The sequence below is a fragment of the Brevundimonas sanguinis genome (genome assembly GCF_029636725.1).
GTDB classification, from domain to species: domain Bacteria; phylum Pseudomonadota; class Alphaproteobacteria; order Caulobacterales; family Caulobacteraceae; genus Brevundimonas; species Brevundimonas sanguinis.
In genome coordinates, this window is record NZ_CP116770.1 from 549,492 (window position 1) to 561,808 (window position 12,317).

A 12,317-nucleotide genomic window follows, 5' to 3' on the forward strand; every position below is an offset into this window, starting at 1 on the left:
CGCATCTGAATACGGAGCGTTCGATGACCCTGAAGCTGGTCGGGCGGGTTTCCGCCCTCGCTATAGCCGCCGCCCTCGCCACATCCCTGGGCGCCTGCGCCACGACCGGAGACACGATGCCGATGTCGCCTCTGGTTCCCGCCGCGTCGGTCCTCCCGAGCGATTACGTCAACGACGCCCACTCCTACGCGCGGCCGGCCGAGGCGCGGGTGACGCATGTCGACCTGGACCTGGCTGCCGACTTCGCCGCCAAGACCCTGTCAGGCAAGGCGACGCTGGACGTGACCGGGCGTCCCGGCGCGACCGAGGTGGTGCTGGACGCCAAGATGCTGGACATCAAGGCCGTGACCGACGCCGCCGGCCGTCCGCTGGACTGGAGCCTGGGCGCCGCAGATCCGATCAAGGGTCAGCCGCTCAGCGTGCGCCTCCCGGCCTTCCGCGGCGGCGAGACGCAGAAGATCGTCGTCGCCTATTCCACCCGCCCCGACGCCTCGGCCCTGCAGTGGCTCAGCCCGCAGCAGACGGCGGGCGGCCAGAAGCCCTATCTGTTCAGTCAGGGCCAGGCGATCCTGACCCGCACCTGGATCCCGACCCAGGACAGCCCGGGGATTCGTCAGTCTTACAGCGCGCGGATCACCGCCCCGGCCGACCTGACCGTGGTCATGGCTGCTGAGCAACTGACGCCGAACGGCGAGGCGGCCGGCGCCGGGACCAAGGCCTGGCGCTTCAAGCTGGACAACCCCATCCCGCCCTATCTGATCGCCGTCGCGGTCGGCGACCTGGCCTTCGCCCCGTTCGACGCCCGCACCGGCGTCTGGGCCGAGCCCAGCCAGCTTCAGGCCTCGGCGCATGAGCTTCAGCCGACGGCCCAGATGGTCGATGCGGCCGAGGCGCTTTACGGCCCCTATCGCTGGGGTCGCTACGACCTGCTGGTCCTGCCGCCCAGCTTCCCCTTCGGCGGCATGGAGAACCCCATGCTGACCTTCGCCACCCCGACCATCATCGCCGGAGACCGCTCGCTGGTCTCGCTGGTGGCGCACGAGCTGGCGCACTCCTGGTCGGGCAATCTGGTGACCAACGCCACCTGGGACGACTTCTGGCTGAACGAAGGCTTCACCTCCTATTTCGAGAACCGGATCATGGAGGCGGTCTACGGTCGCGACGCCGCCGTTCAGGAACAGGTGCTGGCCTGGGACGGGCTGCAGGACGAGCTGAAGACGCTGGCCGCCGCCGACACCCGCCTGCATCTCGAACTGGCGGGCCGCGATCCCGACGAGGGCATGAACACCATCGCCTATGACAAGGGCGCCGCCTTCCTGCGCACCATCGAGCAGATCGCCGGGCGCGAGCGGTTCGACGCTTGGCTGCGCGGCTATTTCGAGCGCAACGCCTGGCGGCCGATGACGTCGGAGCGATTCCTTGAGGACATCCGCACGCATCTGATCAAGGGCGACGCGGGCCTGGAGCAGAAGCTGCAGCTGAACGCCTGGGTCTATGATCCCGGCCTGCCGTCCAACGTCCAGGCGCCGGTGTCGCGGGCCTTCGAGCCGGTCGATGCGGCGGCCGAGGCCTTCTACGTCGCCAAGGGCCCGGCCTCGGCCGTGCCGTGGAAGGACTGGAACACCCAGCAGCGCCTGCGCTTCCTGTCGTGGCGGCCGCAGGGGCTGGCGGCGGGGGCCGACTGGCTGACCCCGGCGCAACTGGCCGATCTGGAACGCACGCTGAAGCTGGACAGCGAGGGCAACGCCGAACTGACCTTCGCCTGGCTGCAAGCGGCCCTGGCCAACCGTTACGAGCCAGCGGCGGCTGTGGCCGAGCGCTTCCTGACCAGCCAGGGGCGGCGCAAATTCGTCCTGCCCCTGTTCCAGACCCTGTGGGCCGAAGGCGACTGGGGCCGCCCGATCGCCACGCGCATCTACGCCAAGGCGCGGCCGCTGTATCACCCGGTGACCAGCAACTCGGTCGATCAGGTGGTGGGCCGCCCGTAAGCTAGAGGTTCACCACCTCGACGCCGTCTTCGCGGGCCAGCCGGTCGGCGAGGACGGCGCGGTGGCAGCCGCAGGCGTCGGCCTCGAAGCACAGCAGGGCGACGCGCTTTTCGCCCGCGACATGGCGCAGTTGCTGGAAGGCCGCCTCGGCGTCGGGTTCCTGCATATGGGCGTTGAAGATCGCCTGCATGGTCGCGACGTCGCCGTTGCGCGCCGCGTCGCGCCCGGCCTTGGGCGTGCCCAGGGCGCGCAGCTGCAGATATTCGAGCCCTTCCGCCTTCAGGCTTTCGCCCAGCACGGTCTTGGAGAAGCCCGCTATGCGGGACGAGGCGACGGCGCGCACGTCGGCCACGAGCTCGACCCCGGCGGCCTTCAGCCGGTCGAGAACCTGGGCTTGCGTCGAGCTTTCGTAGCCGATGGTGAACAGTTTCATGCGCCGATCATGCGACGGCGGCGGCTTGACGCCAAGCGCGGCTGCGGCTCCCTTGGCCGCGACTGGAGGCGCTGATGACCCGAACCCTGAAGACGACCCTGCCGCTGGTGGCCGCGCTGTTGCTGGCCGCCGCGCCTGCGGCCTACGCTCAGAACCTGTTGATCCGGGGCGGGACTATCCATACCGGCGTCGAGGCCCAGCCGACGGCCGAGGTCGTGGTCGTGCGCGACGGGCGCATCGCATATGTCGGCGCGGCGAACGGCGCGCCGTCCGCCGAGGGGCTGGAGGTCGTCGATCTGAAGGGGGCGACGCTGTTTCCCGGCTTCACCGACGGCCACGCCCACCTGGACGGCATCGGCTGGCGCGAGATGACGCTGAACCTCGAAGGCGCGGCCTCGCTCGCCGAGGCCATGGCGCGCCTGACGGCCTGGGCCGAGGCGCATCCCGAAGGCGTCATCGTCGGCCGCGGCTGGATCGAGACCCACTGGCCCGAGAAGCGCTTCCTGACCGCCGCCGATCTGGACGCTGCGGCGCCCGGCAGGGTGGTGGTGCTGAGCCGGGCCGACGGCCATGCGCGTGTGGTCTCCAGCGCGGCTCTGGCGGCGGCGGGGATCGATGCGACGACGCCGACCCCGTCGGGCGGAGAAATCCTCAAGGACGCGAACGGACAGCCGACCGGCCTGCTGGTCGACGGCGCCATGACCCTGCTTGAAGGCCTGACGCCCGAGGCCGACCCGGCGGCGGCGCGCGAGGCCTATCGCGCCGGCTTCGGCGTCTATGCCCGCTATGGCTGGACCGGCGTTCACTTCATGAGCGCGCCGTGGAAGGACGTGCCCCTGCTGGAGTCGATGGCTGAGGCGGGCGAGGCGCCGCTGCGGGTCTACAACGCTATAGACATGGGCGATGCGCGCGCCCTGATGGCGGGCGGGCCGCGCGACGCGGGCGACGGGCGCGTCATCACCCGGGCGATCAAATTCTACGCCGACGGCGCCCTGGGCTCGCGCGGGGCCAAGCTGTTCGAGCCCTATGCCGATCGGCCCGACACCTCCGGCCTTATGCTGGCCTCGCGCGACGAGGTCATGCCGCTGTATCAGCAGGCGCTGCGCACCGGCATTCAGATCGCCACCCACGCCATCGGCGATCAGGGCAACCACGACGTCGCCGCCTGGTATGAAGAGGCCCTGCGCTCGACGCCCAAGGCCGAGTGGAAGCTGGCCGACCCGCGCTGGCGCATCGAGCACGCGCAGATCATCCGGCCGGCCGACTATCACTATTTCAACGACCTGCCGATCATCGCCTCCATGCAGCCCAGCCACGCCATCGGCGACCTGCATTTCGCCGCCGACCGCCTGGGCGACGCGCGGTTGGACGGCGCCTACGCCTGGCATACGCTGGTGGAACGCGGCGTGATCGTGGTCGGCGGCTCGGACGCGCCGGTCGAGCGCGGCGACCCGCTGATCGAGTTCTACGCCGCCGTGGCGCGCCGCGACCTGAACGGCTTTCAGGGGCCGGACTGGCGCCCGAACGAGGCGGTGGACCGGTCGACGGCGCTGAAGATGTTCACCCTATGGCCGGCCTACGCCAGCTTCCGCGAGAATGAGCTGGGCACGATCGAAGTCGGCAAGCGCGGCGACTTCACCGCCTTCGACATCGACCTGATGACCGTCCCCGCCGCCGACATTCCCAAGGGCCGGGCCGTGCTGACGGTGGTCGACGGACAGATCGTCCACCGGGCCGACTAGGAGGGATTGATCGCGCGGAATCCCGCCCTTCTCGTTGCGGGGCGTGGCCGCTTCGGTTAAGCCCCGCGCATAGGATTTTATCTCCGGCCGGGTCTGCGGCCGGGGCTTGGCGTTTGGAGCGTCTGAGATGGCTGATTTCGCCCCCGGTCTGGTCACTGTGTTCGGAGGCTCGGGCTTCATCGGGACCCAGGTGGTGCGCGCCCTGGCCCGTCGCGGCTGGCGCGTGCGCGTCGCGGCCCGCAACGCCAAGAGCGCGCCCGTGCTGCACATGGCCGGCGACGTCGGCCAGGTTCAGGTCGTGCGCTGCGACATCACCGACAAGGCCGCCGTCGCCGAGGCCGTGCGCGGCGCCGACGCCGTGATCAACCTGGTCGGCATCCTGTTCGAGACCGGCGGCCGCAAGTTCCAGACCCTGCACGTCCAGGGCGCGACCAACGTCGCCGAGGCGGCTGCGGCGGCGGGCGTCAAGCGCCTGACGCAAATCTCGGCCATCGGCGCCGATGCCAACGGCAAGGCCGACTACGCCCGCACCAAGGGGGAGGCCGAGGCCGCCGTGCGCGCCGCCTTCCCGGGCGCGGTGATCGTGCGTCCGTCGATCGTGTTCGGTTCGGGCGATCAATTCCTGAACCGCTTCGCCGCCATGGCCAGCTGGTCGCCGGTCCTGCCGCTGATCGGCGGCGGCCAGACGAAGTTCCAGCCGGTCTATGTCGCCGACGCCGCCGAGGCCATCGCCCGCGCCACCGTCGCCCCCGAGGCTGTGGGCCAGACCTATGAGCTGGGCGGACCGTCGGTGTGGACCTTCGAGGACATCCTGAAGTTCATCCTGCGCGAAACCAACCGCAGGAACATCCTGCTGCCGCTGCCCTTCCCGGTGGCGCGCATGATCGGCTCGCTGGCCCAGATCCCGGCCATGATCGGCCTGGCGCCGCAGCTGACCAAGGATCAGGTGACGCTGCTGGAGACGGACAACGTCGTCTCTCCGGGCGCCAAGGGCCTGGCCGACCTCGGGGTCGAGCCCTCGGGCATCGAGGCCATCGCCCCGGGTTATCTGTGGCGCTATCGCGCCGGCGGCCAGTACGCCGAAAGCCCCGCCGCCTGATTTCCAGCGCCTCGGCGGCGCCTGACGCGCGCCTTTTTTCCTCCCCATGAAATGGGGAGGGGGACCGCGAAGCGGTGGAGGGGCAGGCCCGGCCCGAAGCCGCCCCCCCGTCTCGGCGTCTACGCCGCCGATCCACCTCCCCACGGCGTGGAGAGGAAATGGCCTACAGCGCCCCCGTCGCCGCCAGGCCGATGATGCCGACGACGCCGACCGCGATCCGCCACCAGGCGAAGGGGCCGAAGCCGCGCTTGGACACGAAGTCGAGCAGGAACCGGACCACGGCCAGGGCCGAGATGAAGGCGGCGATGAAGCCGATGGCGATCAGGCCGAAATCGCTGAAGTCCAGCACGTCGCGGTTCTTGAACAGGTCATAGGCCACCGCCGCCCCCATGGTCGGCAGGGCCAGGAAGAAGCTGAACTCGGCCGCCGACCGCTTGTCCGTGCCCAGCAGCAGCCCCCCCGCGATGGTGGCGCCCGAGCGCGACACGCCGGGGATCATGGCCAGGCACTGGAACAGGCCGATCAGGAAGTAGACCCGGAACGGATAACGGTCCGCGTCCAGATAGGCCGGGATCTTGTTCATCCGGTCCAGCCACAGCAGCAGCACCCCGCCGATGATCAGGGCGACGCAGATAACCAGCGGCGTCTCGAACAGCACCGTCTTGATGAAGCCGTAGGCCAGAAAGCCGATCACCACGGCGGGGGCGAAGGCGACCAGCAGGCCGATCAGAAAGCGCCGCGCCTCGGCGTCGAAAGGCCAGCGCGTCGCCAGCGTCCACAGTCGCTTGAAATAGACGCTGATGATGGCCAGCAGGGCGCCCAGCTGAATGACGATCTCGAACGTCTTGCCGGTGCTCTGAAAGCCAAGAAAATGCCCCAGCAGCAGCAGGTGGCCGGTGGACGACACCGGAATGAACTCGGTCAATCCCTCCACCAGACCCAGAAGGATCGCCATCAGCCAGTCCGCCATGAATTCTCCGTCTTGTCCGCCAGGTCCGGGGGTCGGGTCGCGCCGTGCGGCGTCGCGTCCGCCTTCCTTAGCGTCCCGGGCATCGCGCCGCCATTGGCGCGGGCGCGGTTTTAGGCGACAAGGTCGGGAAATGACCGTCTCTCCCCTCGACGCCGCCCACGAGACCACCCGCCGGATCACCACCCTGTCGGTGGCGACGGCGGTCCTGCTGATCGTCATGAAGGCCTTCGCCCTGGGGGCGTCCGGCTCGGTCTCCATCCTCGCCAGCCTGGCGGATTCGACGCTGGACCTGATCGCGTCGCTGGCGACCTTCGTCGCCGTGCGCTGGGCGGCCCTGCCGCCGGACGATTCGCATCGCTATGGCCACGGCAAGGCCGAGGGCCTGGCCTCCCTGGTGCAGGCGGGCATGGTGCTGGCCTCCAGCGTCTTCATCGGCTGGGAGGCGGTGCAGCGCATCTTCGACCCGCGCCCCGTCACCTCGGGCGGATGGGCGATCGGCGTGGTCGTCTTGTCTATCGCCATCACCGCCGGCCTGGTGTGGATGCAGAAGCAGGCGGTGAAGAAGACCGGCTCCCTGGCGGTGGCGGGCGACCGCGCCCACTACGCCGCCGATCTGGCCGCCAACGTCGTGGTGCTGATCGGCGTCGTCTCCGGCGCCCTGCTCAAGGCGCCCGGACTGGATGCGGCGGCGGGTCTGGTGGTCGCGGTCTGGCTGGCCTGGGGGGCGTTGAATCTGTTGAAGGGCGCGGCCGATCACCTGCTGGACCGGGCCGCCTCGGACGCGGAGCGCGCCGCCATCGTCGCTGCGGTGACTGAGGACGCCCGCATCGCCAACGTCCACCAACTTCGCACCCGCATGGCCGGGCAGGCGCTGATGGTGCAGATGCACGTCGACCTGGACCCCGATCTCAGCCTGAAGGCCGCGCACGACATCACCCTGGACGCCGAAAAGCGGGTGTTACAGGCCTTTCCCCACGCCGACATTCTGATCCACGCCGACCCCCGGGGCGCGGCAGAGCCGCACGGCGGCGCCTTCGCCTCGCCGCGGCCTGAGACGCCGGATCGCGATGCGCCCCCATCACCCCGCTCTGAAGGGCCCTCAACCGAAGCGTCCCCGTCTGGATCGCGGGCGCCCCAGGCGCCGGACTCGCCTTCGGCGCGGGTCGGCCCCTGGTCCTGAGCCCTGCGACAATCGCGCGCGGTAAACGGAGCCTTAACGGGCGAGGGCGCATTGAAGGCGGACAATGTCCACGCCCGCCGTCCTGTATCATTTCGCCTTTCACCCGGCTTCGCGCACGGCGCGGCTGGCGCTGGGCGAGGCCAAGGTCGAGTACGGCGAGGAGTTGGTCCGCCCGTGGGAGGGCGACTGCCCCCTGTTCGAGATGAACCCTTCGGGCATGCCGCCGGTGCTGAGCGTGACCGAGAAGGGCAGGAGCCTGACCCTGTGCGAACAGGACGCCATTCTCGGCTGGCTGGAGGACCGCTCCAAGGGCGACTTCCTGCTGCCGTCCGACCCGGCCGAGCGGGCCGAGGCGCGGCGTCTGGCGACCTGGTTCAGCCGCCGTTTCACCGATGAGGTCGACGCCGTCCTGCTGCATGAGCGGATGGAGAAGCCGCTGTTGCGCATGGGGCCGCCCGACGCCCGGATGCTGCGCGAGGGGCGCGAATTCCTGAAGGGCCACCTGACGGTTCTGGAGCCGCTGGCGGCCGGCCGCGAGTGGCTGGCGGGGCGCCGGCTCAGCCAGGCCGACCTGATCGCGGCGGGCCATCTGTCGGTGCTCGACTATTTCGGCGAGATCGCCTGGGCGTCCTGGCCCTCGCTGAAGCTGTGGTATTCCAAGCTGAAGTCGCGCCCCTGTTTCCGCCCGCTGCTGGGCGACCGCTTCCCCGGCGTCCACCCCGCGCCCTGGTACGCCGACCTCGACTTCTAACCCTGCGCAGGGCTAAAGCGCCCTCATGGCGGCCGATCCCCGCATCTTCATCCGACAGCGCGCCGCCGAACTGGGCTTCGGCGTGTGCCGCTTCGCCTCGGCCAGCGATCCGTGGAGCGCGGGCGAACGGCTGGCCTATTTCGTCGATGCGGGCCGTCACGGCGACATGGGCTGGATGGAGACGACGCTGGAACGCCGCGCCCACCCCACCGCCATGTGGGACGGCGCCCGAACCGCTATCGTCCTGGGCATGAACTACGGCCCCGACGAAGACCCCCGGCCAGAGCTTCAGGAGGCGTCGGCGGGCTACATCTCCGTCTATGCGCGCGGCGACGACTATCACGAGGTCATCAAGGGACGGCTGAAGATCCTGGCCGGTCAGATCGCCGCGCGGCTGGGTCAGGAGGTCAAGGTCTTCGTCGACACCGCCCCCCTGATGGAGAAGCCGCTGGCGCAGCGCGCGGGGCTAGGCTGGCAGGGCAAGCACACCAATCTGCTCAGCCGCACCCACGGCAACTGGCTGTTCCTGGGGACCATCCTGACCGCCGCCGAGATCGAGTCGGACGCGGCCGAGAGCGAGCACTGCGGCCGCTGCACCGCCTGTCTGGACGCCTGTCCGACCAAGGCCTTTCCGGCGCCGTTCCAGATCGACGCCCGACGCTGCCTCTCCTATCTGACCATCGAATATGCGGGCGCCTGGCCGCGCGAGTTCCGCCTCGCCACGGGCAACCGCATCTATGGCTGCGACGACTGTCTGGCGGCCTGTCCGTGGAACAAGTTCGCCCAAAGCGCGTCGGAGGCCCGGCTGCAGGCGCGCGACGCGCTGAAGTCGCCGCCGCTGATCGATATCCTGGCGCTGGACGACCCCGCCTTCCGCGCCCTGTTCACCAAGAGCCCGGTCAAGCGCATCGGCCGCGACCGCTTCATCCGCAACGCCCTCTATGCGGCGGGCAATTCCGGGGACGCTGCGCTGGTCGCGCCGGTCGAGGCCCTGCTGGACGACCCCGCCCCCGTGGTGCGCGGCGCGGCGATCTGGGCGCTGGCGCAACTCGCGCCCCAGCGGTTCGAGCCGGCTCGTGAAACGCGGCGGGCGAACGAAACAGACGAAGAGGTTCGCCAAGAATGGTCCTTCTCCCCTTGAGGGAGAAGGTGGGCGCCGGAGGCGCTCGGATGAGGGGTGTCGGCGCGACGTTCAAAGCTTGAGGGCGCGCGCTTGAGTTCAAGCGGCAGGGCGAACGCGTAGTCACCCCTCATCCGTCAGGCTTCGCCTGCCACCTTCTCCCACAAGGGGAGAAGGATCACTCGACATCAAACGCCAGCAGCAGCGTCTTCTGCGCCGGGTTGGCGTTGTCGTCGGACAGGATGTAGAGGCGCACGCTGTCGCCCCTCGTCTCGGCGGCGATCCCCTCGAAATTGTCCGTCAGTCCCGGCAGCTTCAGCTCGACCAGCGCCGGTCCCAGCGTCCCGTCCGCATCCATGCGGCGCACACGGGCGCGCACGTCGAAGGGCGGGCGCCATGAGCGTTCCACCGCGAACCAGCCGCCGCCGCGCGGATCGCGCTCAAGGCCCGTCAGGCGCCAGCTGTCGGCGGGCGGGCTCGGCCGGGTCACGACGCGGCAGCCTTGCGTCGAGCAGTCCCACACCCCGCCGCCTTCCCCCCCGACGCGCCAGCCGCCGGGCGCGCTCGCCAGCGCCTCCATGCCTTCGTTCAAGGGAAAGTCCGCCGCCGGGTGCGGCTGCGCCCGCGGCTGCGCGCGCAGGGCGTCCAGCCGGCCGTAGCTCCAGATGCGGTGCTCGCGTTCGAAGCTGACCAGCACCTCGCCGTCGTCGGTCAGGGCCAACCCTTCGGCGTCGCCCATGCGTTTGTCGGCGATCGGGTCGCCGTCGGTCAGCGTCAGCCGCCGCACCCGCAGGTCATGCAGTCCCGTCAGCCTGCCGTCCGCATCCAGCTCCAGCCGCCCGCGCACCAGATCGCCCGAATCCGACACGGCGACGAAGCCGCCATCGCCCGTCAGCTTCAGATCCGACAGGCCGTGCAGGGTGGAGGCGGGCGCGGCGACCAACTGCACCCCGCCCGCATAGCGCACGCCCTTGGCCAGCCTGGCCCCGCCCGGCCAGCCCAGATCGACCTGCCGCGTCGAACCGCCTGCGGGCGACCAGCCGTCGGCCGTCGCTTCGGGCGTCCAGGGATGGGAGGTCGCCGCCGCCCCGGCGCAGGCGGCCAGGGCGAGGGAGATCAGGGCGGCGACATAGAGGCGCCGGTTCACGCCGCGCGCTTGTGCGAGGGCCGTCCCGTCCTGGCGCTGACGGCCTTGGGCTCGGCCTCGAACAGCTCGGCCAGCTTTTCGGTCATGGCGCCCGCCAGCTGCTCCACATCGACGATGGTCAGGGCGCGGCGATACCAGCGGGTCACGTCGTGGCCGATGCCGATGGCCAGCAGTTCGACCGAGCTGCGCGTCTCGATCTTCTCGATCACCTGACGCAGGTGCTTGTCCAGATACAGGGCCGCATTGGCCGACTGGGTCGAATCATCGACCGGCGAACCGTCCGAGATGACCATCATGATCCGCCGCGCCTCGGGCCGGGCCAGCAGGCGGTCGTGCGCCCATTCCAGCGCCTCGCCGTCGATGTTTTCCTTCAGCAGGCCTTCGCGCATCATCAGGCCCAGGTTCTTCTTGGACCGGCGCCAGGGCGCGTCGGCGCTCTTGTAGATGATGTGACGCAGGTCGTTCAGGCGGCCGGGGTTGGCGGGCTTGCCCGCGCTGATCCAGGCCTCGCGGCTCTGTCCGCCTTTCCAGGCGCGGGTGGTGAAGCCCAGGATCTCGACCTTGACCCCGCACCGTTCCAGCGTCCGCGCCAGGATGTCGGCGCAGACCGCCGCCACCATGATCGGCCGCCCGCGCATCGAACCCGAGTTGTCCAGCACCAGGCTCACCACCGTGTCGCGGAACGGGCTTTCGCTCTCCATCTTGAACGACAGGGGGCTGGTCGGATCCGTGATGACGCGGGTCAGGCGCGCCGTGTCCAGCATCCCTTCCTCAAGGTCGAACATCCAGCTGCGGTTCTGTTGCGCCAGCAGGCGCCGTTGCAGCTTGTTGGCCAGGCGCGACACGACGCTGCCCAGGGTCGACAGCTGGGCGTCCAGCAGGGCGCGCAGCCGGTCCAGCTCCATCGGGTCGCACAGGTCGGCCGCGTCGATGACCTCGTCGAAGGCGGTGGTGAAGGCGTGATAGACCTCGACCGCGCGGCCGTCGTCCTGGGTCTGCTGATGGTTGGGGCGGTCGCCTTCGCTCAGTTCGGGAGCCTCTTCCTGGCCCTCGCCGTCCGTTTCGCCCGGCGCGCCGTCGGGGCGGGCGGGGCGCTCGTCGTCAGCGGACTGATCGTCGGCCGAGCCGTCCAGGGATTCGCCCCCGTCGCCGCCGTCCTGTTCTTCCTGTTCGTCCGGTTCAGCCTGGTCTTGATCCTGCTTTTCGGCGTCGTCCTCGCCGTCTTCCTCCGACTCGCCGCCATCGGCGTCGCCGGGGTCGAGGTCCAACGCCCGCAGAAGGTCCTTCAGCCGCGCGCCGAAGGCCGCCTGATCGTCGCCGGACGCCGCCAGGGCGTCCAGTTCCGCCCCCGCCTTGGCCTCCAGCTCGGCGCGGACCCGGTCCAGCATGGTCTTGGCGCCGTCGGGCGCGGGCTCGCCCGTCATCCGCTCGCGCAGCAGAAGGGCGGCGGCCTCGGCCACCGGCACCTGCTCCGCCTGGGCGCGCAGGGCGCCCGACTTCTCCAGCCGGGTCAGTAGCGCCGAATCCAGGTTGCGCCGCACGCCCTTCAGCTCGCGCGCGCCGACGGCCTCGACGCGAGCCTGTTCGACGGCGTCGAACACCTCGGCGGCGTTGATGTCGGTCGGACGCAGCCGCGCATCCAGGCCTGCGTCGTGATTGGCCAGGCGCAGCGCCAGCCGGTCGGCCTGACCGCGCAGGGCGGCGCTCTCGGGCCCGCGCGGATCGCGCGGCGGGTGCGGCAGGGTCAGCACGCCGCCGGACAACCTCGGCCCGTCCGAGCCGAAGCGCACCTCCAGCTCGGCCTGTTCGGCCAATGCTCGCGCCGCGTGCGACAGAGCGCGTTTAAAGGTCTCGACGGGGGTCTCTGCGGCGGCCATGCGCCACACA

General features: G+C 70.2%; 10 protein-coding genes. 6 read left to right on the top strand and 4 right to left on the bottom strand.

Annotated features, from left to right (window positions below; genetic code table 11):
* Nucleotides 1-23 precede the first annotated feature (23 nt).
* Entirely contained in the window at nucleotides 24-1,988 is a 1,965-nt protein-coding gene (locus PIB44_RS02695) for a M1 family metallopeptidase (protein WP_278070320.1), read from the top strand.
* Nucleotide 1,989: 1 nt separating this feature from the next.
* Here the strand turns inward: PIB44_RS02695 and PIB44_RS02700 are convergent, their stop codons facing one another.
* On the bottom strand, nucleotides 1,990-2,421 hold the full coding sequence (locus tag PIB44_RS02700) for a DUF488 domain-containing protein (protein ID WP_278070321.1): 432 nt from the start codon (nucleotides 2,419-2,421) through the stop codon (nucleotides 1,990-1,992).
* Nucleotides 2,422-2,495: 74 nt separating this feature from the next.
* Here PIB44_RS02700 and PIB44_RS02705 point away from each other — a divergent pair, with 74 nt between their 5' ends.
* Nucleotides 2,496-4,163, top strand: coding sequence for an amidohydrolase (locus PIB44_RS02705; protein WP_278070322.1), 1,668 nt, complete (start codon nucleotides 2,496-2,498; stop codon nucleotides 4,161-4,163).
* A gap of 127 nt (nucleotides 4,164-4,290) precedes the next feature.
* Nucleotides 4,291-5,262: a complex I NDUFA9 subunit family protein gene (locus PIB44_RS02710; RefSeq protein ID WP_278070323.1), complete on the top strand. Its 972-nt coding sequence runs from the start codon at nucleotides 4,291-4,293 to the stop codon at nucleotides 5,260-5,262.
* A gap of 163 nt (nucleotides 5,263-5,425) precedes the next feature.
* Here the strand turns inward: PIB44_RS02710 and PIB44_RS02715 are convergent, their stop codons facing one another.
* Complete coding sequence (locus PIB44_RS02715) at nucleotides 5,426-6,232, bottom strand: undecaprenyl-diphosphate phosphatase (RefSeq protein ID WP_025976180.1); 807 nt, start codon at nucleotides 6,230-6,232, stop codon at nucleotides 5,426-5,428.
* Nucleotides 6,233-6,362: 130 nt separating this feature from the next.
* On the opposite strand from PIB44_RS02715, the gene PIB44_RS02720 reads away from it, so the two are divergent.
* The 3 genes from PIB44_RS02720 to queG all read left to right on the top strand — a co-directional run bounded on the left by PIB44_RS02720 (nucleotide 6,363) and on the right by queG (nucleotide 9,304).
* A complete protein-coding gene (locus PIB44_RS02720) occupies nucleotides 6,363-7,412 on the top strand; it encodes a cation diffusion facilitator family transporter (protein ID WP_278070324.1) in 1,050 nt (349 codons plus the stop codon).
* Nucleotides 7,413-7,476: 64 nt separating this feature from the next.
* A complete protein-coding gene (gene fzlA / locus PIB44_RS02725; RefSeq protein WP_278070325.1) occupies nucleotides 7,477-8,163 on the top strand; it encodes an FtsZ-binding protein FzlA in 687 nt (228 codons plus the stop codon).
* 25 nt (nucleotides 8,164-8,188) lie between these two features.
* On the top strand, nucleotides 8,189-9,304 hold the full coding sequence (queG, locus tag PIB44_RS02730; RefSeq protein ID WP_278070326.1) for a tRNA epoxyqueuosine(34) reductase QueG: 1,116 nt from the start codon (nucleotides 8,189-8,191) through the stop codon (nucleotides 9,302-9,304).
* A gap of 157 nt (nucleotides 9,305-9,461) precedes the next feature.
* On the opposite strand, the gene PIB44_RS02735 is transcribed toward queG, so the two are convergent.
* Nucleotides 9,462-10,430 (bottom strand): esterase-like activity of phytase family protein, encoded by a 969-nt coding sequence (locus PIB44_RS02735; protein ID WP_278070327.1) that lies wholly within the window; start codon nucleotides 10,428-10,430, stop codon nucleotides 9,462-9,464.
* Nucleotides 10,427-12,307, bottom strand: a complete 1,881-nt coding sequence (gene cobT, locus PIB44_RS02740) for a cobaltochelatase subunit CobT (RefSeq protein ID WP_278070328.1) — start codon at nucleotides 12,305-12,307, stop codon at nucleotides 10,427-10,429. The genes PIB44_RS02735 and cobT overlap by 4 nt, the downstream gene beginning before the upstream one ends.
* Nucleotides 12,308-12,317 lie beyond the last annotated feature (10 nt).

Excerpts from the sequence above, each read along its gene's own strand:
- PIB44_RS02705 (WP_278070322.1), top strand. The coding sequence starts at position 2,496 with ATGACCCGAACCCTGAAGACGACCCTGCCGCTGGTGGCCGCGCTGTTG.
- PIB44_RS02710 (WP_278070323.1), top strand. The coding sequence starts at position 4,291 with ATGGCTGATTTCGCCCCCGGTCTGGTCACTGTGTTCGGAGGCTCGGGC.
- PIB44_RS02700 (WP_278070321.1), bottom strand. The coding sequence starts at position 2,421 with ATGAAACTGTTCACCATCGGCTACGAAAGCTCGACGCAAGCCCAGGTT.
- queG (WP_278070326.1), top strand. The coding sequence starts at position 8,189 with ATGGCGGCCGATCCCCGCATCTTCATCCGACAGCGCGCCGCCGAACTG.
- fzlA (WP_278070325.1), top strand. The coding sequence starts at position 7,477 with ATGTCCACGCCCGCCGTCCTGTATCATTTCGCCTTTCACCCGGCTTCG.
- cobT (WP_278070328.1), bottom strand. The coding sequence starts at position 12,307 with ATGGCCGCCGCAGAGACCCCCGTCGAGACCTTTAAACGCGCTCTGTCG.
- PIB44_RS02695 (WP_278070320.1), top strand. The coding sequence starts at position 24 with ATGACCCTGAAGCTGGTCGGGCGGGTTTCCGCCCTCGCTATAGCCGCC.
- PIB44_RS02720 (WP_278070324.1), top strand. The coding sequence starts at position 6,363 with ATGACCGTCTCTCCCCTCGACGCCGCCCACGAGACCACCCGCCGGATC.
- PIB44_RS02715 (WP_025976180.1), bottom strand. The coding sequence starts at position 6,232 with ATGGCGGACTGGCTGATGGCGATCCTTCTGGGTCTGGTGGAGGGATTG.